The sequence below is a fragment of the Shimia sp. R9_3 genome (genome assembly GCF_017743755.1).
In the GTDB taxonomy this organism is placed as follows: Bacteria; Pseudomonadota; Alphaproteobacteria; order Rhodobacterales; family Rhodobacteraceae; genus Shimia.
This window is the reverse complement of the sequence record NZ_JAGHRP010000004.1, coordinates 220,300-242,287: the sequence shown is the minus strand read 5'-3', so window position 1 is coordinate 242,287 and position 21,988 is coordinate 220,300. Positions and strand designations below refer to the sequence as shown.

The window sequence follows — 21,988 nt, the reverse complement described above, 5'->3', positions numbered from 1 at the left end:
GCGTTCGTGTTGTCTGTCTTTGCACAGCGCGGATCACGCGGCAGAGGTGACTTTGGCCAATGCGGCGACTTTGCCTTTGGCTGCGCCGCTGTCGATGCTTTCGCGTGCTTTTTCAACGCCTTCTTTCAGGTCGTCCGCTGCGTCTGCCACCACAAGCGCGGCTGCCGCGTTCAGCAAGACCGCATCGCGATATGCACTTTGTGCGCCATCCAGAAGGGCGCGGAAAGCATTGGCGTTGTCCTCGGGCGTGCCACCAACGATGGCCTCAAACGGATGCACCGGCAGACCGGCGTCTTCGGGGTGCAACTCAACGTCTTTGACGGTGCCGTCAATCTCAAGCGCGGAAACCCAGCTCACGCCGGTGATGGTCAGCTCATCTGTGCCGTCAGACCCATGCACAAGCCAAGCGCGCTCGCTGCCCAATTGACCAAGTGTTTCGGCCATGGGGCGAATGAGGTCGCGGGTGAAGGCGCCGGTCAGTTGGCGTTTGACGCCTGCCGGGTTGGTCAACGGGCCGAGGATGTTGAAGATCGTGCGGGTGCCAAGCTCTGCGCGGGTTGGCATCACATGGGCAATCGCGGGGTGATGCATCGGCGCCATCATGAAGGCAATGCCGCAGCTTTCCAGCGCCTTTTCAACAACCTCCGGTCCGACCATCACGTTGATGCCCATCTGGGTCTGCACGTCGGCAGTGCCGGATTTGGAGCTGAGATTGCGGTTGCCGTGTTTGGCAACGGGCACGCCAGCCCCAGCCACAACGAAGGCCGTGGCGGTGGAGATGTTGAGCGTGTGCTTGCCATCCCCGCCTGTGCCAACGATGTCAATCGCGCCCGCTGGCGCGTTCACGGCGTTGCACTTGGCGCGCATCACGGCGGCGGCGGCGGCATATTCATCCACCGTTTCGCCGCGGGTGCGCAGCGCCATCAAAAGGCCGCCCATCTGGCTTGGTGTTGCCTCGCCCTCAAACAGAAGGGAGAAAGCGGCTTCGGCCTCGTCGCGCGACAGCGGACGATCCGCGGCCGCGCCGATCAAAGTCTTGATATCATGGCTCATGCGGCGGCCCCTTTCGGGGAGGGCATCATGTCCAGGAAGTTCTTGAGCATGGCGTGGCCGTGTTCAGAGGCAATGGACTCCGGATGGAACTGCACGCCCTGAATAGGCAGCTCTTTGTGCTGCAGACCCATGATGGTGCCATCCTCAAGTTCTGCCGTGATTTCAAGGCTGTCGGGGAAGGTTTCGCGATCCACCACCAGTGAATGATAGCGGGTGGCCTCAAACGGGCTGGGCAGACCCGCGAACACGCCTTTGCCGGTGTGCTTCATGGTGCCCATCTTGCCGTGCACGATCTCATGGCAGCGCACGACGTTGCCGCCAAAGGCCTGACCGATGGTCTGATGGCCCAGACACACGCCCATAAGCGGCGTGCGTGTCTCTGCTGCGGCTTCGGTCAGCGCGAGGCAAATGCCCGCCTGATCGGGATCACAGGGGCCGGGAGACAGCAAAATACCGGCCGGGTTCATCCCCATGGCGTCCTGTACCGTCAGCGCGTCGTTTCGCCAGACCTGCACATCGGCGCCCAACTCGCCCAGATAATGCACAAGATTATAGGTGAAACTGTCGTAATTATCGATCAGAAGCAGCATTTTGTCGGTTCTTATCCTAAAGATGCGAAAGGGGTGGAGGCGAAGGGCCTGCTCGCGGTATACATGCTCAGGCTTGGCGCAGAGGGTCAAGAGGGGCGCAGGCAGGTTCGCCCCGTAAATTTGGAACAAATAAGGGCAGAGAACTATGTTGCGCGGATTTTTGGCTGGTGTGTTCTGGGGCGTCATCCTCATCGGGGGTGTGCTTGCGGCGGCGTCTTTGCTGTCTCCTTTGCCTGCAACGGTGCGCCCGCAGACAACGGCGGTGACCCCGCAGGAAACCCAGGAAGGGCTTGCACAAAGCACCACGTTGGATGCGGCCTCACAAACCGATGCGGAGGTTGATGCCCTTCCGGGGGCGGCTGTGCCTGAGGTGAAGGCCGATGATGCGGTGCCGCTGGGGATCACTGATTCTGCACCAAAGCCTGAGCCGGAGGATCTGGGGGCGGAACTGGCCGCGCCACAGGAGATTGCGGACAGCGGAGCGGTTGAAATTGAAGGGGAAACTTCGGTTTTGCCGACACCGCAAGCTCAGACCCCAACCGCGCCTGAAGCGGAAACGGAGCTGTCGATTTCTACAAATCCGGCCCAGCCTGCGGCGCCAGCGCCTCTGTCTGGCGAGGCCTTTGTCACGCCGGTGGCCCCTGAGGTGACCGAGACTGTGGACGCTGCTGAGACTGAGGCGCCAGTGGAAGAGATCGTGATTGAGGATCCTGCGGTGGAAGAGGAGGCGGTTGCGCAAGCCGCGACCGAGGAGACAGCCGCAGAGACTGGCGCAGATGTGGTGGCGGATGCGGCTACTGTTGAAGAGGTGGTGATCGAAGAACCTGCGCTGGAGGCCGCGCCTGAGGGCGATGTGGCAGAGGACGAAGCCGATGTGATCCTCGTTGAGGATGCGCCGGAAGGCACTGATAACGCTGAAGAAACACCGCTGGTCTCTGAAGCGGTGCCAAGTCCTGAGGCCGAAGACCTGACGCCAAATGCGGAGGCGGGGGAGACCCCTGTGGATGAGGCGGCGACGGCTTCGCTGCTCAAACCGGCGGGCAATCTGAATGAAGCCTTCCCTCAGTTGAAATCTGCGCGGCTGCCCTCGGTTGGGGATGCGGCGGCAGAAGAGGTTGTGATTGCGGATGCTGAGGCCGTCACGCCGGTGGCACGCCCAGTGGTGTCCAACGCGGAAGGCTTTGAAAACGCTGAGAATAAACCGGTGATGTCGATTGTTCTGGTTGACACCGGCGAGCATGAATTTGATATGGAAGCGCTTGAAAGCTTCCCTTATCCGCTGAGCATTGCCGTGAGCACGTTGGACCCGCAAGTCACTGAAAAGGCGGCGGATTACCGTCTGCGTGGTTTTGAGGTGCTGGCCATGGTGGATATGCCCGCGGAGGCAACCGCCTCTGATGTGGAGCAGGCGATGCAGGCGCATCTGTCGGTCTCTGATACGTTTGTGGGCGTGATGGAAGGTCTGAGCGACGGGCTGCAGGGCAGTAAGGTTGTGAGCGACCAGGTGGCGCAGGCGCTGTTGGGCAGTGGCCATGGATTGCTGATGCTTTCCAATGGGTTGAACACCGCACAGAAGCTCGCCGCCAAGGAAGGCGTGCCCTCCACCAGCGTGTTCCGCGACTTTGATGACGCCGGGCAGACAGCGGTGGTGATGCGCCGTTTTCTGGACAATGCGGCCTTTAAGGCAGCGCAGGAAGACGGTGTTGTGATGGTGGGACGGCTGCGGGATGAAACCATCTCTGCGCTGCTGTTGTGGGCGCTGCAGGACCGCGCGGGCACCGTGGCAATGGCCCCGATTTCGGCGAGCTTTGACACCATCAACTGAGATCAAAGGGGGCTGCGCGACTCAAAGGTTAACGCGCTTTTGGAGCCCTGATTTCACGTCGGTATCCCTACGGTATTGCGTAAGTGCAATTTTCAGCGCGCGTCTCATAAACGGGGCGCGCGCTGTTGCGTTGGACATGGCAACAGAATTCAGGCCTCAACCGGCAGGCTGCCTGCGGTTTTCATCTGCCTCAAGATGAAATTGGTTGTGGTGGTGCGCACCACGCCCAGACGTAGAATGCGCTTCATGATGAACTGCTCCAGCGCCTCCGGATCACGCGCCACGACTTTCAGCACAAAGTCGAAGTCCCCGGTGATGGAGGCGCATTCCAGCACCTGATCGCTCTGCGCGACAAAATCGTTGAACACTTTGATGGTCTCTTCGCTGTGGTCGATCAGCGAAATCTGCACATAGGCAAAGGCGTTCAACCCAAGCTTCTTGCCATCCAGAATGGCGGCGTAACGCAGGATGTAGCCTTCTTCCTCCAGCCGCTTCACCCGCCGCCAGCAGGGAGAGGGCGAAAGCCCCACGGAGTCGGAAAGATCCTGCGTGCTGGCGCGGCCGTCGCGCTGCAGGACCTTGAGGATGAGCCGTTCAAAGCTGTCGAGCATATTTTGCCTCATAAAATCGAGATTCGGGTGAAATCTGTCTGAAATCTCTTTTGTAGCCAAAAGATGGAAAAACTCTTGTTCAAATTCAGACCTAACATGGTTTCAGGAGGAGGAGCGTTTAAAATGCCCAAAAGCACCAAATATGTGGCCAAAGAGCCGGATGCGACCGGACGGATTCTCTACACCGCTGCGGAGGATGCGATGTGGCGGGATCTGGTGGCGCAGCAACAGCCCCATGTGGAGACACTGGCGGCGGAGCCGTTTCTGGCCGGGCAGCGTAAGCTGAACCTGCCCAAGGATCGCGTGCCACAATGCGTGGAGGTGTCAGAGGTACTGCGCGAGCATACCGGCTGGCAGGTGGCCCCGGTGCCGGCGCTGATCGGGTTTGGGCGGTTTTTCAAAATGCTCTCGGAAAAGACTTTTCCGGCGGCGTCTTTCATTCGGGACCGCGAGAATTTTGACTATATCGAGGAGCCCGACATCTTCCATGAAATCTACGGACATACGCCACTGCTCACGGACGCGCGCTTTGCCCGGTTTTCTCAGAAGATTGGCGAGGCGGGGCTGACCTGTGCGGCGGCAGACTATTCCTGGCTGATCCGGCTTTACTGGTTCACGGTGGAGTTTGGCCTGATCCGCGAAGGGGGAGAGATCAAGGCGCTGGGATCGGGGCTGGCGTCCTCGCCTGGGGAGCTGGCGCATTCGGTGCAGGAGCCAAGCGTGATCCGCAAGCCGTTTGATGTGATCGACATTCTGCGCACGCCGTACCGGATCGACATCAACCAGCCGATCTATTTTGTGCTCGACACGGTGGAGCAGCTTTTGGAGGCGGCGGAGCGGGATTTGCTGGCCGATATCAAAACCGCGCAGGCGCTTGGGTTGCATGACCCTGTGTTCCCGCCAAAGCCGGAGGCCGCGTGATCATGGAGGATTTGACTGCGGGAACCTGTGCGGCCTGTGACGGTTGGGTGCCACCTTTGAGTGATGCGGAGATAGAGGCGCTGAAAGCCAAGCTGCATCCGGACTGGGTGATGGGCGCGGATGGCAAAAGCCTTGTGCGGACACTGAGGTTCAAGGCCTATGCCAAGGCGGTCTATGCGGCCAATATGGCGGCGTTTCTCAGCGACAAAGAGGGGCATCATGCGGATGTGCGCTTTGGCTGGGGGTATTGTGAAATCACCTATACCTCCCACGAGCTGGACAGGCTGTCGGAGAATGATTTCATCTGCGCGGCCAAGCTGGATGCGCTGCTGGCCTGACGACGTGGTGGGTTAGAACTTCACCGTTGTGCGCGCCTTGGGATCAAGCGTGAGCGCGTCGGGCCAGCCGACAAAGCGCTCGATCAGCACAAGGACGATGCAGAGGATGATCACGCCAAACACCAGCTTGACCCGCTTTTCAGAAGGCGGGTTGCGCGCCCATTGGCTCATGCGGATCAAATGGCGAAAGTTCATCTTTGGGGTCACCGCTGGATTTGGATATTTGTAGAATGAGAATGCCTGAGGTTTTGCGCCCGCTCAATGGGCGTGTTCCATGTTTGGCGTTCTGCAGTCCAGAAAGAGTGAAAGGCACCTATCGGGGCTGATCTGGGGCGCAGCGCGTCATTGCTGCGCTCCCGTGACTGGTGCCTGTGTGAGAGGGATCAGCTCTCTTCGGTGAAGCGCACTTTGCCGATGAAGGGCAAGTTGCGGTTGCGTTGGGCGTAGTCGATGCCATAGCCCACGACAAATTCATCAGGAATTGAAAAGCCGATCCAATCGGCGGCGATGTCGGCTTCGCGGCGGCTCGGCTTGTCCAGAAGCGCGATGGTTTTGATCTTGGCCGGGTTGCGGGCCTTCAGCAGGTGCATCACATGGGTAAGCGTATGGCCGGTGTCGACGATGTCTTCGACCACCAGCACGTCACGGCCTTCAATCTCGCCGCGCAAGTCTTTGAAAATACGCACTTCCCGGCTGCTTTCCATGGCGTTGCCATAGGAGGAGGCCTCAAGGAAATCGACCTCAACCGGCAGTTCCAGCTCGCGCACAAGATCGGCGATGAACACAAAAGAGCCGCGCAGAAGGCCCACCACAATCAGCTTATCGGTACCCGCATATTCCGCTTGGATTTCGCGCGACAGATCTTCGATCCGGGCGGCAATCGACTTGGCTGAGATCATTTGATCAATGACATATGGACGCTCTGACATGAGACCCTCTTGATTTTACGCCCGCAGAGTGGATATGAGCGCGGGCAGCACAGTGCATAGCGGGGACGCGAAACACTGTCACGCTAAAATGGCACGTTACTTTGGACAGCTTTACGGAACCACATGCCCACGCACTCTGAGACTCGCACGCTGCCCTATTCAGCCCGACAAATGTATGACCTTGTGGCCGATGTGGCAGCCTATCCGCAGTTTTTGCCCTGGTGTGCGGCGGCGCGGGTGCGCTCGACCACGCCGATTGAGACCGCGCATGGCGCAGGCGTGGAAATGCTGGCGGATCTGGTGATCTCGTTCAAAGTGTTTCGGGAGCGGTTTGGCAGCCGTGTGGGGCTTTATCCTGAGACCAAGCACATCGACACGGAATATCTGGACGGGCCGTTCAAATACATGAAATCCACCTGGGATTTTGCGGATGTGGACGGCGGCGTCGAGGTGAAGTTCTTTGTGGATTTCGAGTTCAAGAACATCATTTTGCAAAAGGCGATTGGCCTTGTGTTTTATGAGGCGATGAACCGGATTGTGGCGGCGTTTGAGGCGCGTGCGAAAGCGCTTTACGGCTGAGGGCCACTGTTTTCTGAAATTGTTGGCGCAATAAAAAAGGGCGGCCTGAAGTGGCGGCCGCCCAAGACTTGCGTGCTCTGATCTGGTGTCAGGAGGCGGTGTCGTAGGCGCGCTCGCCGTGGACTTCGAGATCCAGACCGTTGACTTCGGTTTCCTCATCCACGCGCAGCGGGGTGATGAAGCTCACGACTTTCACCAGCACCACTGTCACAACCAGTGTGAAGAGGCCGACAACGGCGAGGCCGCCGAGCTGGGCGACCCATGTGCCCTGACCAAAGACGGCGATCATGATGGTGCCGAAGATGCCGCCGACGCCGTGAACCGCGAAGACGTCCAGCGTATCGTCGATGTTGAGCATGTTGCGCACGACATTCACGGCTTCCTGACAGAGGATGCCTGCGATGGCGCCGATGATCAGTGCTTCCACCGGGCCAACAAAGCCGGAGGCCGGGGTGATTGAGGCGAGGCCTGCGATGGTGCCGGTGACAAGACCCACGAGGGAGGCTTTGCCGTATTTGATGCGCTCCCAGAGCGCCCATGTGAGCGAGGCGGTGGCGGCGGAGATGTGGGTGACGGTGAGCGCCATGGCTGCGCCGCCGTCAGCGGCGAGCTGGCTGCCGCCGTTGAAGCCGAACCAGCCGACCCAGAGCATGGCCGCGCCGATCATCACCATCCATGGGGCGTGCGGAGGGGTGGTGCGGTGGCGACGCGCGCCGAGCATGACCGCGATGATGAGGGCTGCGAGGCCTGCGGTTTCATGCACCACAATGCCACCGGCAAAGTCGCGCACACCGATCTCGCCGAAGATGCCGCCGTCGGCCATCATGCCGCCACCCCAGATCCAGTGCACCACAGGCGCGTAGCACAGAAGCATCCAGAGACCGGAGAAGAGCAGCACAAAGCCAAAGCCGATGCGCTCCACATAGGCGCCGACGATCAGCGCCGGGGTGATGATGGCAAAGGTCATCTGGAAGGCGAAGAACAGCACTTCGGGCAGGGTGCCGGAGAGGCTGTCGGCGGTGACGCCTGCGAGGAACATTTTGCCAAGCCCGCCCCAAACCGAGCTTGCGCCGCCGTCATTGCCAAAGGCGATGGAATAGCCGAAGGCCAGCCACAGAACGCTCATTAAACAGGCAATCGCGTAGGTTTGCATAAAAACGCTGAGCACGTTGCGCGCGCGCACAAGGCCCCCGTAAAACAAGGCCAGACCTGGCAATGTCATGAACAGGACCAGGGCTGTCGCCACAATGATCCATGCGGTGTCCGCTCCGTTCATAATTTCTTTCCTCTTTGTCCCTGAGTGGTGATTTCAGGCCAAAAAGCGGAAAACCTGCTTATAACAAAGTCTGAATATGATGCGGAGCGCCTTAAAATGGGGCGTTTTGCAATGTGATTAAAATATGGGCAGAAAATGCAGCTATTTGTGCAAATGCGCGTCAGTTTGCGCAGGATGCCTTAAAAAGAAGCGATAGCGCATGATTCCGCGCCGCTTTGCGCACATTTTCGCGGCCCAATGCGCCAAACTCGATGGTCTCCGTGGTGCATCCAGTTGCGGAGGCGATGCCAAAACAGACGCGGCCTTCGGGTTTGAACTCGGAGCCGCCGGGACCGGCGATGCCGGTGATTGACACAGCGAGATCCGCCGCGGAGTGCGCCAGCGCCCCAAGGGCCATTTCACGCGCGACCTCCTCAGACACGGCGCCAACCGCATCGAGCGTGGCTTGCGCCACGCCCAGCATCTCGACCTTGGCCTGATTGGTGTAGGTCACAAAGCCGCGCTCAAAGGTGGCGGAAGAGCCGGGAATGTCGGTCAGCGCAGCTGCCACCATGCCGCCGGTGCAGCTTTCGGCGGTGGCGATGCGCAGGTCGGCGGCGCGGCAGGCCGCAAGCAGAGCGGCGACATCCACCATCACATCAGCACCACGTGAAAGAGCGCGGCGGTCACAAGCGTGGCCACACCGGCAAAGACGCCGGCCCAGAGGTCATCAAGCATCACGCCCACAGGATCATGGCGGCGGTCGGCGCGGCCCACGAGCCAGGGTTTGCGGATGTCAAACAGGCGGAAGAAGAAAAACGCCGCGATGGGCCCAGGCCAGACCATGGACATGTCGCGCGTTGCAAAAGCGATGGCCGGGAAGAGCAGGGCGATCCACATGCCTGCGACCTCATCAATCACGATTTCTGAAGGGTCGTCGCCCGGTTTGTCGGCCAATTCGCGATGACAGGCCCAGAAACCGGCGATGATGGAAATCACGGTCAGCACGATCAGCAGCCAGAGGCCAACGTAACGCTCGGCGGCCCAGCCGATCAGCAGCGCAGCCAGAGAGCCCCATGTGCCGGGGGCAAAGGGCAGGCGGCCGACGCCGAAGAATGTTGCGATCATCGTGCTCATGGTTTCATCAGCGTTGCGGTGGCAATGGCCGCAATCCCTTCTTCGCGGCCTGTAAAGCCGAGTTTCTCACTTGTGGTGGCTTTGATGGAGACGCGGGTTTCCTCCATGCCCATGATCTCTGCCATGCGGGCAATCATGGCGGGGGCGTGTGGCCCGACTTTGGGGCGTTCACAGATCAGGGTGCAATCGACATTGGAAATTGCGAAGCCTGTGGAGGTCGCGAGATCCACCGCATGTTTCAGGAAGACCGCGCTGTCCATATCTTTCCATTCCGCCTCAGATGGCGGGAAATGGCGGCCAATGTCGCCTTCGGCCAGTGCGCCGTAGATCGCATCTGTGACCGCATGCATGCCGACGTCGGCGTCTGAGTGGCCTTTGAGGGCTTTGTGGTGCGGGATGCGGACGCCGCAGAGGATGACGTGATCGCCCTCTTCAAATGCGTGTACATCATATCCGTTGCCCAGTCTGATATCGGGAAGACTATTCATGTCGCCTCTCAGGTGCTGCTCCAGACGGGCAAAATCGTCTGGTGTGGTGATTTTCAGGTTGCGCTCATTGCCCGGCACGATGGCGACGTCAAGCCCGGCGGCGCGGGCGACCTCTACATCATCGGCCGCACCGCCCGGATGGGCGTGATGGGCCGCGAGAATTGCCTCATAGGCGAAACCCTGAGGCGTTTGCGCACGAAACAGGCCTTCGCGCTCCTGCGTGCCGGTCACAAGCCCGTCTTCGCCGCGCCAGAGCGCATCGGTGACCGCGAGCGCGGGGGCTGCGCCGGAGGCGCCGGAGGTCAGGGCGGCAATCACTGAGGAGATGGTGGCCGCATCAATGCCCGCGCGGGCCACATCGTGGATCAGCACATGGGTGATGCCGCGCCCGCTGAGGGCTTCAAGCCCGGCCAGCACCGAGGCGTCCCGCGTTGCGCCGCCGTGAACCTGTGTCACCGAGAGTTCGGCGGTAAATTGCGTGTCGTCGGGGTGGGTCACCAAAACCACCTCGTCTACCTCCGGGTGTGTTAGAAAAGCGGTGAGCGTCCATTCAGCGACGCTTTTTCCGGCAACCTGCCGCCACTGCTTGGGGATTCCACCTCCCGCACGGGTGCCGCGACCGGCGGCAACAACCACTGCGGCAGTGTGGGGCGGGGTATCAGCGGGGCTATTGAAAGAGGCATTTGTCATGCCCACTGTGTAGAACCTGCAAGTCAGAGTGGCAATTGACCCTTAGCGATTGCTTAATTTTTAAGCATATGCAATTTGCTGCCGAAAAAATCACCACCCCTTCATTGAGTTTGACCAATGGGTCAGATACGCCGAAGGCACTGCACAAGGATTAGGCACGTGACCGTTCAAGTCGCACATCTCTCTTTGACACCGCCCGTTTTTCTGGCGCCGTTGGCCGGGATCACCGACCGCCCGTATCGGGATCTGGTGAGCCAGTTTGGTGCCGGACTGGTGGTGAGCGAAATGGTGGCAAGCCAGGAGATGGTGCAAGCCAAACCCGGTGTTCGTGAACGTGCGGAGCTGGGATTTGGAGATGCGATCACCTCGGTGCAGCTTGCGGGCCGTGAGGCGCATTGGATGGCAGAGGCCGCGCGTCAGGTGGAGGCCAATGGCGCCACGCTGATTGACATCAATATGGGCTGTCCGGCGAAGAAAGTGACCAGCGCCAGCGGCGCGGGGGCCAGCGGATCGGCTCTGATGAAAGATCTGGATCACGCGCTGAAGCTGATTGAGGCCGTGGTGGGCGCGGTGGAGATTCCGGTGACGCTGAAGACGCGGCTGGGGTGGGACGACAATATGCTCAATGCGCCGGAGCTTGCGAAGCGGGCAGAGGATGCGGGCATTCAGATGCTGACCATTCACGGGCGCACGCGCTGTCAGTTTTACAAAGGATCGGCAGACTGGGCGGCGATCCGGGGCGTGAAAGACGTGGTGTCGATCCCGGTGATTGCCAATGGCGACATTGTGGACGCGGAGAGCGCAAAGGCGGCGATGGCAGCCTCTGGTGCGGATGGCGTGATGGTGGGGCGCGGGGCGCAGGGCAAACCCTGGCTGCTGGCCCAGATTGCCGCGGAGATTTTTGGCACAGAGGCGCCGGAAGTGCCCACCGGCACCGCTTTGGTGGAGCTGGTGCAGGGGCATTATGCGGCGATGCTGTCTTTTTATGGTACCGATCTGGGCCTGCGCGTCGCGCGCAAACATTTGGGTTGGTACATGGACACCGTGGGCACCGAGGCTGGCTTGCGCCGCCGGGTGCAGACCAGCCGGGACATTGACGAAGTGATGGCGCTATTGGCGGAGGCTTTGATGCCGAGCGGTGATGATGCGCCCAACAACAACAAAGAGGCCGCATGAGCGCGCATAACCCCATATGGAACTCGCTGCCTGTGCCGGGGCTGGTGGTGGACGCGGATGACAAGATCCTGCGCATCAACCCGGCGGCGGAAACATTTCTGAACGCCTCGGCCAAATCGATGGTCGGGCAGCCCATCTGGGACAAGGTGATGATTGACGCCCCGCTTGAGGAGGCGTTTCAGCGCGCAAGGGAGCATGGCACGCCGCTGTTTGTGAATGACGCGGATCTGGGCACCGGCAATGCGCCGCCCGTGCAGTGCAACCTGCAGATTGCGCCGTTGGCGGATGCGCCGGGCGAAATGCTGTTTCTGATTTCCAGCCGTGAGCTGGCCGGGCGCATGACCCGCAGCAACGGCGTGAAATCATCGGCCAAATCCGCCATTGGCATGGCTGAGATGCTGGCCCATGAGATCAAGAACCCGCTGGCGGGGATCACCGGTGCGGCGCAGCTTTTGTCGATGAACCTGAGCGCGGAAGATCTGGAGCTGACCGATCTGATCGTGGAGGAAAGCCGCCGGATCGTGAAGCTGCTGGAGCAGGTGGAGCAGTTTGGCAACCTGTCGCTGCCGCAGAAGAAGCCAGTCAATATCCACGATGTTCTGGACCGCGCGCGGCGCTCAGCCTTGGTGAGCTATGGTGCGCATATGGAGATTGTGGAGGACTATGACCCCTCCCTGCCACCGGCTGAGGGCGACGCGGATCAGCTCCTGCAGGTGGTTTTGAACTTGCTGAAGAATGCCTCTGAAGCTGCTGGAGATTCAGGGAAAATCCGCATTCGCACCTATTATGAGCATTCCTTCCGGATGCGCCGTGCGGATGGTACGGGCCAGCCGCTGCCGCTGCAGATTGAGGTCATTGATGATGGCCCCGGCCTGCCGCAGCATCTGGAAGGCGACGTGTTTGATCCTTTCGTTTCCGGACGGGAGAACGGCACGGGGCTTGGTCTCGCGCTGGTGAGCAAAATCATTTCGGATCATGGCGGTCTGATCACAGTGGACAGCGTGCCGGGGCGCACGGTGTTCAAGCTGTCGCTGCCACGGGCGAGCAAAGAAACTCTCAAGAAATATGAGGAGAGCCTCTGATGGATGGCACGGTTCTGGTCGCAGATGACGATCGCACAATCCGCACAGTATTGACGCAAGCGCTGACGCGGGCGGGCTGTAAGGTGCATGCCACCTCCTCGCTGACCACGCTGATGCGCTGGGTCGGCGAAGGCAAAGGCGATGTGGTGATCACCGATGTGATGATGCCGGATGGCAATGGCCTTGAGATGCTGCCCAAGATTTCCGAGGATCGCCCGGGCCTGCCGGTGATCGTGATCTCCGCTCAGAACACCATCATGACGGCGATTCAGGCTGCGGAAGCGGAGGCCTATGACTATCTGCCCAAACCGTTTGACCTGCCTGATCTGATGAAGCGCACCGGCAAGGCACTGGAGCAGAAGCGCCGTGCGCCTGCCGCACCTGCGGTGGAGGAAGACCGGCCTGACGAGCTGCCGCTGGTGGGGCGTACCCCTGCAATGCAGGCGCTTTACCGGCTTGTGGCCCGGGTGATGAACACCGATCTGCCGGTGCTGATTTCAGGTGAAAGTGGCACGGGTAAATCCCTGATTGCAAAAGAAATTCACGACTTCTCTGATCGGCGCAATCTGCCGTTTGTGGTGGTCAATGCCGCGGATCTGAGCGATCTGGAAGGCCCCGCGCGTGTGCTGGCCAAAGCCAAGGGCGGCACGATCCTGTTTGATGAGATCGGCGACATTGAAGACGAGGTGCAGGCCCGCATTGTGCGGATGATTGACACTCCGGGCGACCAGAACCCGCGCTTTATGGCGACCAGTCAAGTGAACCTGAACACCGCCATGGAGAACGGCACCGTGCGGCAGGATCTTTATTACCGTCTGAACGGGGCGGCGATCCATGTGCCGGCACTGCGGGAGCGGGTGGATGACATCCCTCTGCTGGTGGAGCACTTCCTGCACCGCACAGAGCGCGAAGGCGCACCGATGCGGGTGTTCTCGGAAGATGCGATGGAAATGTTCCGCACCTACAGCTGGCCGGGCAACGTGCGCCAGTTGGAAAATGCGGTGCGCCGTCTTGTGCTGACCGCGCAGGCCGAAGAGGTGATCAAAACCGAAGCGGAAATGGTGCTGGGCACCGCGCCGCAGGCGGGGCCGCTGATGGGTGGTGAGGACAATGAAAAGCTCTCCGCCAGCGTGGCGCGCCATCTGCGCCGTTACTTTGATTTGCACGGCAATATGCTGCCCCCGGCAGGGCTCTATGCGCGGATTCTGCGCGAGATTGAGCTGCCTCTGATCGAAATCGCGCTGGATGCAACCGGCGGAAATCAGGCAAAATGTGCTGATTTGTTGGGGATAAATCGGAATACTTTGCGTAAAAAGATCACCGATCTGGATATTCACGTGACACGCCGCCGCAAATTGATGTAAAAAGGCCACATAAATGTGGTGCCAGAGCCGCAGTCGTCAAAAAACGGCACGGCTCATAGAATGCACCACCTGATATGGCGGTGGGGCGCGCAAGCGCCACCAAATCAATTGGGGAAGTCGGGTGTCGAGCCGGACAATGACGAGTCACTGGGCGCGTTTTCAGCGCCTGCGCAGTCAGAGGCGTGTCCAGAATGCCGCAGCTTTCGGGCTGGTGGTGCTGGCTCCGGCGCTGGCTTTGGCGACTTATCTGGCGCTTGGTCCGTTTGGGCTTGGCGCCTCCTCCAGCACATTGCGTGCAATTTTTCTTGCCGATTTTGCCTATGTTCTGATCGTGGCCGCGCTGGTGCTGCAGAATGTGGTGCGCGCGATTTCCTCGCGCCGTGCCCGCTCTGCCGGATCGCGCCTGCATCTGAGGCTGACCGGGGCGTTTGCCGTGCTGGCTGTGGTGCCTGCGGTGACGGTGGCGGTGTTTGCTGGGCTGACGCTGAACATCGGCCTTGAGGGCTGGTTCAGCGAGCGTGTGCGGCTGGTGGTGGGCAATTCGCTGTCGGCAGCGCAGGCCTATGAAGAAGAGCATATTGAGGCGCTCAAAGAAGACGCGGGCGCGCTGGCAGAGTTTCTCAACAATCGGCGGCGTGCGACCTTCTTTATGGATGCGGGTGAGCTTCGGGTTCTGTTGGCCGCGGGGCAGGTGCAGATCCAGCGCGGTCTGAAAGAAGCCTTTGTGATCGATGGCACAGGCGAGCTGCGCGCGCGGGGTGAGCGCTCCTATCTGTTTGACTTTGAAAAGCCCACCGAGGCGGAGATGGCCGAGACCGTGGAGGATGGCTATGTCATCATCCGTGATCTGGACAACAATGAGATGCGCGCGCTGGTGCGGCTTGAGGCCTTTGTGGACCGCTATCTCTATATCAGCCGCGAGGTGGATGCGGAGATTTTCCAGCTGCTGGATGACACGCAGGCCAGTGCGCGGCTGTATTCGCAGCTGGAGAGCGAGCGCGGGCAGCGGCTGTTTGAGTTTGGTCTGATCTATCTCGGATTTGCGCTGATTTTGGTGCTTGCGGCGATCTGGATGGGCATGTGGATGGCGGAACGGCTGTCGCGTCCGGTTGGGCGCCTGATGCAGGCGGCACAGCGCGTTGGGGCGGGCGATCTGGATGTCAAAGTGCGCGAGGAAGAAGGCGATGATGAGATCGCCATGTTGGGGCGCTACTTCAACCAGATGACCGGCCAGCTGAAGGTGCAGCGCGAGACGCTGCTGGACAACACCCGCCAGATTGACCGCCGCCGCCGCATGTTTGACAGCGTGCTGACCTCGGTGACGTCCGGTGTTGTCGGGCTAACAGCGGAGGGCAAGGTCTCCTTTGTGAACCGCTCCGCAGAACGGCTATTGGCCTGGGCGGATGACCATCAGGCGATGCCTCTGGCGGTGGCGGTGCCGGAGTTTGGTCCGGTGCTTGAGGAGCTGACCTCGGGCGGCAAGGAAGTGGCGCAGGAAGAGGTGAAGGTGGTTCGCGGCGGGCGGCTGGAACATCTTTTGGTGCGCATGTCCACGCGGCGTCGCGACGATGGCACGCTTGAGGGCTATGTGGTGGCCTTTGACGATGTGACCAATCTGGTGACGGCACAACGGACGGCAGCCTGGGGCGACGTGGCACGCCGCATCGCCCATGAGATCAAGAACCCGCTGACCCCGATCCAGCTGTCGGCTGAACGTATCCGCCGCAAGTTTGCCAGCCGACTGGGCGAGGACAGCGACACGCTGGAACAGATGACCGATGTGATTGTGCGCCAGACCAATGATCTGCGCCGGATTGTCGATGAGTTCTCCAAATTTGCGCGGATGCCGGAGCCGGATCGCAAGGCCGCCGATCTGGTGGAGCTGGTGCAGGCGGCGGTGCTGTTGCAGGAGACCGGCCAGCCGGATGTGCGGTTTGAGCGCGACATCTGCAAAGGGCCGATGACCGTGGATCTGGACGCCACGATGATCTCACAGGCGCTGACCAATCTGATCAAGAATGCCGGTGAAGCGATTGAAACCTATCAGGAAAAAAACCCTGAGGAGGTCATCTCTCCGGAAATTCGGGTGAGTTTGAAGATTGAAGAAGAGCACGCGGTGCTGCGGATTGCAGACAATGGCATTGGCTTGCCTGCCGATCGTGCCCGACTGTTTGAGCCTTATGTCACGACACGCGACAAGGGCACGGGGCTGGGTCTCCCCATTGTGAAAAAGATCATTGAAGAGCATGGCGGGCAGCTTTCGCTGCTGGATGCGCCGGTGTTTGAACAGTCTTCTCATGTTGGTGCAATGGCAGAGATCAAACTGCCTTTGGCCCCTTTGGGCGCTGCACCTGCTGAGGACATCAAAGAGAGCGAGCGAGTATTATGAGTGACATTCTGATCGTTGACGATGAGCGCGACATTCGGGAACTGATTTCGGACATCCTGAAAGACGAGGGGTTTTCGACGCGGCTGGCGGGCAACTCGGATGAGGCGATGGCGCAGGTGACCAGCGAGCAACCGGCGCTGATGATCCTCGATATCTGGCTGAAGGACAGCAATATGGATGGCATCGACATCCTGAAGGCTGTGAAAAACGACTATCCGGAAGTGCCGGTGGTGATCATTTCGGGCCACGGCAATATCGAGATTGCGGTCGCGGCGATCAAGCAGGGCGCGTATGATTTCATCGAAAAGCCGTTTAACATTGATCAGTTGCTGGTGGTGATCAAACGGGCGATGGAGACCAGCCGTCTGCGTCGTGAGAACACCGAGCTGAAACGTCAGGACGGCAAGCCGGCTGATCTGATCGGTGACAGCGCGGCCTATCGCGCGATGGTGTCGCAACTGGATAAGGTCACGCGCTCCAACGGGCGGGTGATGCTGACCGGGCCTGCGGGTGTCGGCAAAGATGTGGCGGCGCGGTATATCCACGCCAATTCCAACCGCGCCAGCGCGCCGTTTGTCACCGTCTCCTGTGCGGGGATGGATCCGGACCGGGTGGAGGAAATCCTCTTTGGTCGCGAAAGTGCCGAGCGCGGCATCGAGACCGGCCTGCTGGAGCAGGCCAACGGCGGGATTGTCTATTTTGACGAGGTGGCCGACATGCCGCTGGCGGCGCAGAGTAAGATCCTGCGGGTGCTGGTGGATCAGCAATTCACCCGCGTGGGCGGCTCAAAGAAGGTACGCGTGGATCTGCGGGTGATTTCCTCGACCAATCAGGATCTGACGCAGGCGATTGCAGAGGGCACCTTCCGCGAGGAGCTCTATCACCGCCTGAATGTTGTGCCGATTGCGGTGCCGTCGCTGGAAGAGCGGCGCGAAGACATCCCTGCGCTGGCGAGCTATTTCCTCGGACAGTTGCATGAGAGCCAAGGCCTGCCGCTGCGCGAGCTGAGTGCGGATGCGATTGCGCTGATGCAGACCATGGTGTGGCCGGGCAATGTTCGCCAGCTCAAGAACCTGATTGAGCGGGTGCTGATCCTTGGGGACGGGCAGGGGCCGATTGAGAGCCGCGAGTTGCCCGGTGAAACCGATACGCCTGCGGAAGATGGCCGCGTGGTGCTGTCCGGCACGCTGGCGACGCTGCCGCTGCGGGAGGCGCGTGAGGCGTTTGAGCGGGAGTATCTGCTGACCCAGATCAACCGCTTTGGCGGCAATATCAGCCGCACCGCGAGCTTTGTCGGCATGGAGCGCAGCGCGCTGCACCGCAAGCTAAAATCGCTGGGGGTTGTGACCTCCAACAAGGCAGGTGCGCGTGTGGCGCATGTGCCTGAAGAGGAAAGCGAAGCGGCTGAATAAAGCCGCACCGCAGAGGGGCAAAGACAAAACGCGCGGGGCAGAAGCTCCGCGCGTTTGTTTTGTGCGATGATCTAGCCGCTGGATTTGCTTGAGATCGGCTTGCTCAGATCGATCAGCACGCGGCCGCCATCTTCGGTGCGCAGACCGCAGATACTGGGGCTCAGCTCCGGGGCGACCTCGATTTTGGCATAGTGATTTTCGCCAAGCTGCTCGTCCTTGCAGTAAGGGATCTGAACTTTCTCATAGCCTTTCTCGGCCATGCAGCTGCGCACAGCAGAATGGCGGGCGCCTTCGTTGATGTCATATTGCTCTGGCCGTTGGCCAACAATGCGCCCGTTGCCGTCATAAATCGGCCACCAGTCGGTGACGATGCGGGGCGGATAGGCGGCTGCGGCGGCGCTGTTGCACTGGCCACGGTCGATGTTCAGTTCAGATTTGGTGACACCTTCTTTGTAGTAGGTGCCAAACTCGGTGCAGCCGCTGAGAACAACAAAGAGCGAGGCGGCAAACGCGGGGTATTTTACGAAGGACACAATGAACCTTTACTGTATTTTTGTTAGATTGTTTGGGGTTAGATGGGTTTGCTGAGATCAATCAGGGCGACACCGCCGCCCTTGGCGCGCAGAGCGCAGATGTTGGTTGCCGGGACAGGGGCGCCGGGAATGGCCGCATATTGGCGCCCGGCGAGTTGATCCTCGGTGCAGATCGGGTGGGTCACGGGTGTATATCCCTTCAGCGTCATGCAGTCGGCGCGATGCTCGGCCCGCATACCGGCGTTGGCGTCCTGAACCTGAACATGGCTGCCGCCCCAATAGCCGGGGTAGCCGCCCCAGTAGCCGCCAGCATAACCGCCGTAGCCGCCGTGGTAGCCGGAATAGACCGATGTGGTGAAGGTGGCTGCCGGAAAGAGTTTGTTGGCTTCTACAGAACAGGCCGTGTCATCATATGCAGCGGTTTCGCGGGTGACCCCGGATTTGGCGTAGCCTGAGTAAGAGGTCGGGGTGCAGCCCGTCACGACCGTTGCAAGAGCCGCAAATATAACAACAGTTTGCCGCATCTTCTTATCTCACTTCATAATTTAGTTTGCGCCCTAAGAAGAAACCCAAACGGGACTGGCGTCAATGCTTGCAATTGACCTGATTGGCGCTCTCTGGCATGTCGGACAGACAAACCCTTGAGGGAAGCATATGAAGGTCATTATCTGTGGGGCCGGTCAGGTCGGATGGCAGATTGCTCGCCATTTGTCCGGTGAAAACAACGATGTCACCGTTGTGGACAACAACCCCGAATTGGTGCGCCGCGCCACGGACACGCTGGATGTGCAGGGGATCGCGGGGTTTGCGAGCTATCCTGATGTGCTGGACCGTGCGGGCGCGCGCGATGCGGATATGCTGATTGCGGCCACCTATTCTGACGAGGTCAATATGGTGACCTGTCAGGTGGCGCATTCGGTGTTTTCCGTGCCGCGCAAGATCGCTCGTCTGCGCAGCCAGTCTTATCTGGATGTGCTTTATTCCGATCTTTACCGGCGTGATCACATGCCGATTGACGTGGTGATCTCGCCTGAACTTGAGGTGGCGGATGCGGCGCTCAAGCGGCTGACGGCGCCCAATGCCTTTGACACGGAGACCTTCCTGGAAGGCAAGGTGCAGATGCTGGGGCTGGTGCTGGATGAAGATTGTCCGGTGGTGAACACGCCTTTGCGGCAGTTGACCGATCTGTTCTCTACGCTGAATGCGGTGGTTGTGGGCGTGCGCCGCCATGGCACGCTGTTTGCGCCTGAGCCGGGTGACCAGCTGTTTGTGGGTGATGAAATTTATGTCTTCAGCTTTGTTGAGGACGTGAGCCGCACCATGGAAGTCTTTGGCAAGGTTCAGAAAAAGCAAGAGCGTGCAGTGATTGTTGGCGGTGGCAACGTCGGCCTGATGGTGGCGCAGCGGCTGGAGAAGAGCGCGCATCGTATCCGTACAAAGATCATCGAAAAGGACCGCCGCGTGGCGGAGCGCGCCGCCGAAGCGCTGGAGCGCACGATTGTTCTGAACGGGGATGGTCTGGACGCCGCACTGCTGGCAGAGGCGGGCGCGGACCGTGCAGACGCCATTTTGGCGGTCACTGACGATGACAAGACCAATATGCTCGCCTCTGTGCGCTCCAAATCGGCGGGTTGCCCGCTGGCGATTGCGCTGATCAATGACCCGACACTTGCGCCTTTGATGCCGCCTTTGGGCATTGATGCCTTTATCAACCCGCGCGCCACCACGGTGAGCTCGATCCTGCGCCATATCCGGCACGGGCGGGTACGTGAGGTTTATTCGGTTGGCGATACCGAGGCGGAGATCATTGAGGCCGAAGTGCTGTCGACCTCGCCAATTGCAGGGCAGCAGGTGCGCGATGTGGCTTTCCCGGAAGGCGTGCTGATTGGTGCGATTCAGAAGGGCAAAGAGGTTGTGAAACCCAAAGGCGGCACGCGCATCAATGAAGGGGACGTGATTGTGCTGTTCTCCCTGTCGGCGGATGTGCCGGGGGTGGAGCAGCTGTTGCAGGTCTCCATCGACTTCTTCTGAGCCGATGACGCTGCGCCTGTCTCAAATCCCGCTGTTTGTGCAGATGGTCCTGATTTCAGGGCTGCTGATGTATGTGCCTGCGGCGGTGGCACTGGTGCAGAACGACCATTTTGTGTCGCGCAGCTTTTTCTATTCCGGCACGATGGTGCTGTTTGTCTGCACGCTGATTGCGATTGCGGTGCATGGCACGCGGGGGCGCACGCGCACGGTGGACAACCTCAAAGCGCTGTTTCTGGCGCTTGCGCTGTTACCGGCAGTGCTGGCGTTGCCGATGTATGAAACACTTGGTGTGGTGCCCTATGTGGATGTCTACTTTGAGATGGTCAGCAGCCTGACCACCACCGGGATGACCACCTATGAGCCAGCCAGCATGCTGACGGATGCGGTGCATCTGTGGCGCGGGATGGTGGGCTGGCTTGGCGGTCTATTGATGTGGGTGGCTGCGGCGGCGGTTCTGGCACCTCTGAGCCTCGGCGGATTTGAAGTGACGGCCATGGGGGAACCCGGCCAGCTTGACACTGGCCAGACCCACATGCAGCGCGCGCGCCCGATGAAACGCTGGAGCCGTGCGGCGCAGGCGCTGTTGCCGATCTATGTCGGTCTGACCGGCGCGCTGTGGATCATGCTGGTGGTGCTGGGGGATCGCCCGATTGTTGGGTTGATGAACGCCATGGCGACGCTTTCGACCAGTGGGATCACTACGGGCGTGGGCGTGCAGAACAGCAATTCTGGCGTTGCGGGGGAGATGATCATCTTCCTGTTCCTGCTGTTTGCCCTGTCGCGCAGCACCTTCAGCTCTGACACGGGGGCGGTGCGGCGCAACAGCCTGCTCGAAGATCCGGAGCTGCGGCTGGGGTTTCTGATCGTGATGGTGGTGGCGGTGATGCTGTTCATGCGGCACTGGTTTGGGGCGCTGAGCGAAGAAGATGTGAGCGATCCTCTGGCTGGACTGAAAGCCGCCTGGGGCGGGATTTTCACGGTGATGAGCTTTCTCACCACCACCGGATTTGAAAGCTCGGAATGGCATGTGGCGCGAGACTGGAGCGGATTGCAGACGCCGGGCCTGATCCTGCTGGCGCTGGCCATGGTGGGCGGCGGCGTGGCGACCACGGCGGGTGGCGTGAAGCTGCTGCGGGTCTATGCGCTTTACGTGCAGGGGCTGGGCGAGATGGAGCGGTTGGTGCATCCCAATGTGGTGCTGGGGCGCAAACGGGCGGGTGCGCGCGGGCTGAGACGGCGCGGCGCGGTGATCGCCTGGGTGTTTTTCATGCTGTTTGCCCTGTCGCTTGCCGCCGTGACCCTGCTGCTGGCGCTTGCCGGAAACAGCTTTGAAGAGGCGCTTATTCTGGCGGTCTCCGCGCTCACAACGGCGGGGCCGTTGACGCAGGTGGCCGGAGAATTCCCGATTGCGATTTCCTCGTTGGGTCCGGTGGAAAAGCTTATTCTTTGTGCAGCTATGATTGCCGGACGGTTGGAAGCGCTTGCGGTTATCGCCCTGATTTCTCCGGACTTGTGGCAGAAATGATGCGGTTGACCCCGTAGCGGTTTAAAAAGGCGTCATTTTAGGCTGGTAAGTCCAGAATGT

22 protein-coding genes are annotated in these 21,988 nt (G+C 60.2%); 11 read left to right on the top strand and 11 right to left on the bottom strand.

Annotated elements, in window-relative coordinates:
- Positions 1-33: 33 nt before the first annotated feature.
- Both trpD and J7412_RS12530 read right to left on the bottom strand, forming a co-directional pair.
- The gene (gene trpD, locus J7412_RS12535) at positions 34-1,053 is read right to left on the bottom strand and encodes an anthranilate phosphoribosyltransferase (protein WP_209078947.1); all 1,020 of its coding nucleotides are present in this window, start codon (positions 1,051-1,053) and stop codon (positions 34-36) included.
- Positions 1,050-1,643: an aminodeoxychorismate/anthranilate synthase component II gene (locus tag J7412_RS12530; RefSeq protein ID WP_209062412.1), complete on the bottom strand. Its 594-nt coding sequence runs from the start codon at positions 1,641-1,643 to the stop codon at positions 1,050-1,052. The genes trpD and J7412_RS12530 overlap by 4 nt, the downstream gene beginning before the upstream one ends.
- A gap of 145 nt (positions 1,644-1,788) precedes the next feature.
- On the opposite strand from J7412_RS12530, the gene J7412_RS12525 reads away from it, so the two are divergent.
- The gene (locus J7412_RS12525; protein WP_209078946.1) at positions 1,789-3,468 is read left to right on the top strand and encodes a divergent polysaccharide deacetylase family protein; all 1,680 of its coding nucleotides are present in this window, start codon (positions 1,789-1,791) and stop codon (positions 3,466-3,468) included.
- A gap of 149 nt (positions 3,469-3,617) precedes the next feature.
- Here the strand turns inward: J7412_RS12525 and J7412_RS12520 are convergent, their stop codons facing one another.
- Entirely contained in the window at positions 3,618-4,079 is a 462-nt protein-coding gene (locus J7412_RS12520) for an Lrp/AsnC family transcriptional regulator (RefSeq protein WP_209062445.1), read from the bottom strand.
- A gap of 123 nt (positions 4,080-4,202) precedes the next feature.
- On the opposite strand from J7412_RS12520, the gene J7412_RS12515 reads away from it, so the two are divergent.
- Positions 4,203-5,000, top strand: coding sequence for a phenylalanine 4-monooxygenase (locus J7412_RS12515; protein WP_209078945.1), 798 nt, complete (start codon positions 4,203-4,205; stop codon positions 4,998-5,000).
- 2 nt (positions 5,001-5,002) lie between these two features.
- Positions 5,003-5,338 carry a 4a-hydroxytetrahydrobiopterin dehydratase gene (locus J7412_RS12510; RefSeq protein ID WP_209078944.1) on the top strand — a complete coding sequence of 112 codons (336 nt, stop codon included), beginning with the start codon at positions 5,003-5,005 and terminating at the stop codon, positions 5,336-5,338.
- A gap of 12 nt (positions 5,339-5,350) precedes the next feature.
- Here the strand turns inward: J7412_RS12510 and J7412_RS12505 are convergent, their stop codons facing one another.
- Positions 5,351-5,533 carry a hypothetical protein gene (locus tag J7412_RS12505; RefSeq protein ID WP_209078943.1) on the bottom strand — a complete coding sequence of 61 codons (183 nt, stop codon included), beginning with the start codon at positions 5,531-5,533 and terminating at the stop codon, positions 5,351-5,353.
- A gap of 188 nt (positions 5,534-5,721) precedes the next feature.
- A complete protein-coding gene (gene hpt, locus J7412_RS12500) occupies positions 5,722-6,267 on the bottom strand; it encodes a hypoxanthine phosphoribosyltransferase (RefSeq protein WP_209062457.1) in 546 nt (181 codons plus the stop codon).
- A 123-nt stretch (positions 6,268-6,390) separates the two neighbouring features.
- Here hpt and J7412_RS12495 point away from each other — a divergent pair, with 123 nt between their 5' ends.
- Positions 6,391-6,846: a type II toxin-antitoxin system RatA family toxin gene (locus tag J7412_RS12495; RefSeq protein ID WP_209078942.1), complete on the top strand. Its 456-nt coding sequence runs from the start codon at positions 6,391-6,393 to the stop codon at positions 6,844-6,846.
- An 88-nt stretch (positions 6,847-6,934) separates the two neighbouring features.
- On the opposite strand, the gene J7412_RS12490 is transcribed toward J7412_RS12495, so the two are convergent.
- The 4 genes from J7412_RS12490 to J7412_RS12475 form a co-directional block, all read right to left on the bottom strand.
- Positions 6,935-8,122, bottom strand: a complete 1,188-nt coding sequence (locus J7412_RS12490) for an ammonium transporter (RefSeq protein WP_209078941.1) — start codon at positions 8,120-8,122, stop codon at positions 6,935-6,937.
- A gap of 160 nt (positions 8,123-8,282) precedes the next feature.
- Positions 8,283-8,756, bottom strand: coding sequence for a CinA family protein (locus J7412_RS12485; RefSeq protein ID WP_209078940.1), 474 nt, complete (start codon positions 8,754-8,756; stop codon positions 8,283-8,285).
- Positions 8,756-9,238 (bottom strand): phosphatidylglycerophosphatase A, encoded by a 483-nt coding sequence (locus J7412_RS12480; RefSeq protein WP_209078939.1) that lies wholly within the window; start codon positions 9,236-9,238, stop codon positions 8,756-8,758. The genes J7412_RS12485 and J7412_RS12480 overlap by 1 nt, the downstream gene beginning before the upstream one ends.
- Positions 9,235-10,416, bottom strand: coding sequence for a bifunctional 2-C-methyl-D-erythritol 4-phosphate cytidylyltransferase/2-C-methyl-D-erythritol 2,4-cyclodiphosphate synthase (locus tag J7412_RS12475; RefSeq protein ID WP_209078938.1), 1,182 nt, complete (start codon positions 10,414-10,416; stop codon positions 9,235-9,237). The genes J7412_RS12480 and J7412_RS12475 overlap by 4 nt, the downstream gene beginning before the upstream one ends.
- Positions 10,417-10,575: 159 nt before the next feature.
- Between J7412_RS12475 and dusB the strand changes: the two genes are divergently transcribed.
- The 5 genes from dusB to J7412_RS12450 all read left to right on the top strand — a co-directional run bounded on the left by dusB (position 10,576) and on the right by J7412_RS12450 (position 17,839).
- A complete protein-coding gene (dusB, locus tag J7412_RS12470; RefSeq protein WP_348540498.1) occupies positions 10,576-11,592 on the top strand; it encodes a tRNA dihydrouridine synthase DusB in 1,017 nt (338 codons plus the stop codon).
- Complete coding sequence (locus J7412_RS12465; RefSeq protein WP_209078936.1) at positions 11,589-12,674, top strand: ATP-binding protein; 1,086 nt, start codon at positions 11,589-11,591, stop codon at positions 12,672-12,674. The genes dusB and J7412_RS12465 overlap by 4 nt, the downstream gene beginning before the upstream one ends.
- Entirely contained in the window at positions 12,674-14,038 is a 1,365-nt protein-coding gene (locus tag J7412_RS12460; protein WP_209078935.1) for a response regulator, read from the top strand. The genes J7412_RS12465 and J7412_RS12460 overlap by 1 nt, the downstream gene beginning before the upstream one ends.
- Before the next feature lie 136 nt (positions 14,039-14,174).
- Positions 14,175-16,427 (top strand): PAS domain-containing sensor histidine kinase, encoded by a 2,253-nt coding sequence (locus J7412_RS12455; RefSeq protein WP_209078934.1) that lies wholly within the window; start codon positions 14,175-14,177, stop codon positions 16,425-16,427.
- Positions 16,424-17,839, top strand: a complete 1,416-nt coding sequence (locus J7412_RS12450) for a sigma-54 dependent transcriptional regulator (protein WP_209062485.1) — start codon at positions 16,424-16,426, stop codon at positions 17,837-17,839. Before J7412_RS12455 ends, J7412_RS12450 begins: the two co-directional genes overlap by 4 nt.
- Before the next feature lie 71 nt (positions 17,840-17,910).
- Here the strand turns inward: J7412_RS12450 and J7412_RS12445 are convergent, their stop codons facing one another.
- Positions 17,911-18,372: a hypothetical protein gene (locus J7412_RS12445; protein ID WP_209078933.1), complete on the bottom strand. Its 462-nt coding sequence runs from the start codon at positions 18,370-18,372 to the stop codon at positions 17,911-17,913.
- A gap of 38 nt (positions 18,373-18,410) precedes the next feature.
- Complete coding sequence (locus J7412_RS12440) at positions 18,411-18,896, bottom strand: hypothetical protein (RefSeq protein WP_209078932.1); 486 nt, start codon at positions 18,894-18,896, stop codon at positions 18,411-18,413.
- A 130-nt stretch (positions 18,897-19,026) separates the two neighbouring features.
- On the opposite strand from J7412_RS12440, the gene trkA reads away from it, so the two are divergent.
- Positions 19,027-20,403 carry a Trk system potassium transporter TrkA gene (trkA, locus tag J7412_RS12435; protein WP_209062495.1) on the top strand — a complete coding sequence of 459 codons (1,377 nt, stop codon included), beginning with the start codon at positions 19,027-19,029 and terminating at the stop codon, positions 20,401-20,403.
- A gap of 4 nt (positions 20,404-20,407) precedes the next feature.
- Complete coding sequence (locus tag J7412_RS12430) at positions 20,408-21,928, top strand: potassium transporter TrkG (RefSeq protein WP_209078931.1); 1,521 nt, start codon at positions 20,408-20,410, stop codon at positions 21,926-21,928.
- Positions 21,929-21,988: the final 60 nt, after the last annotated feature.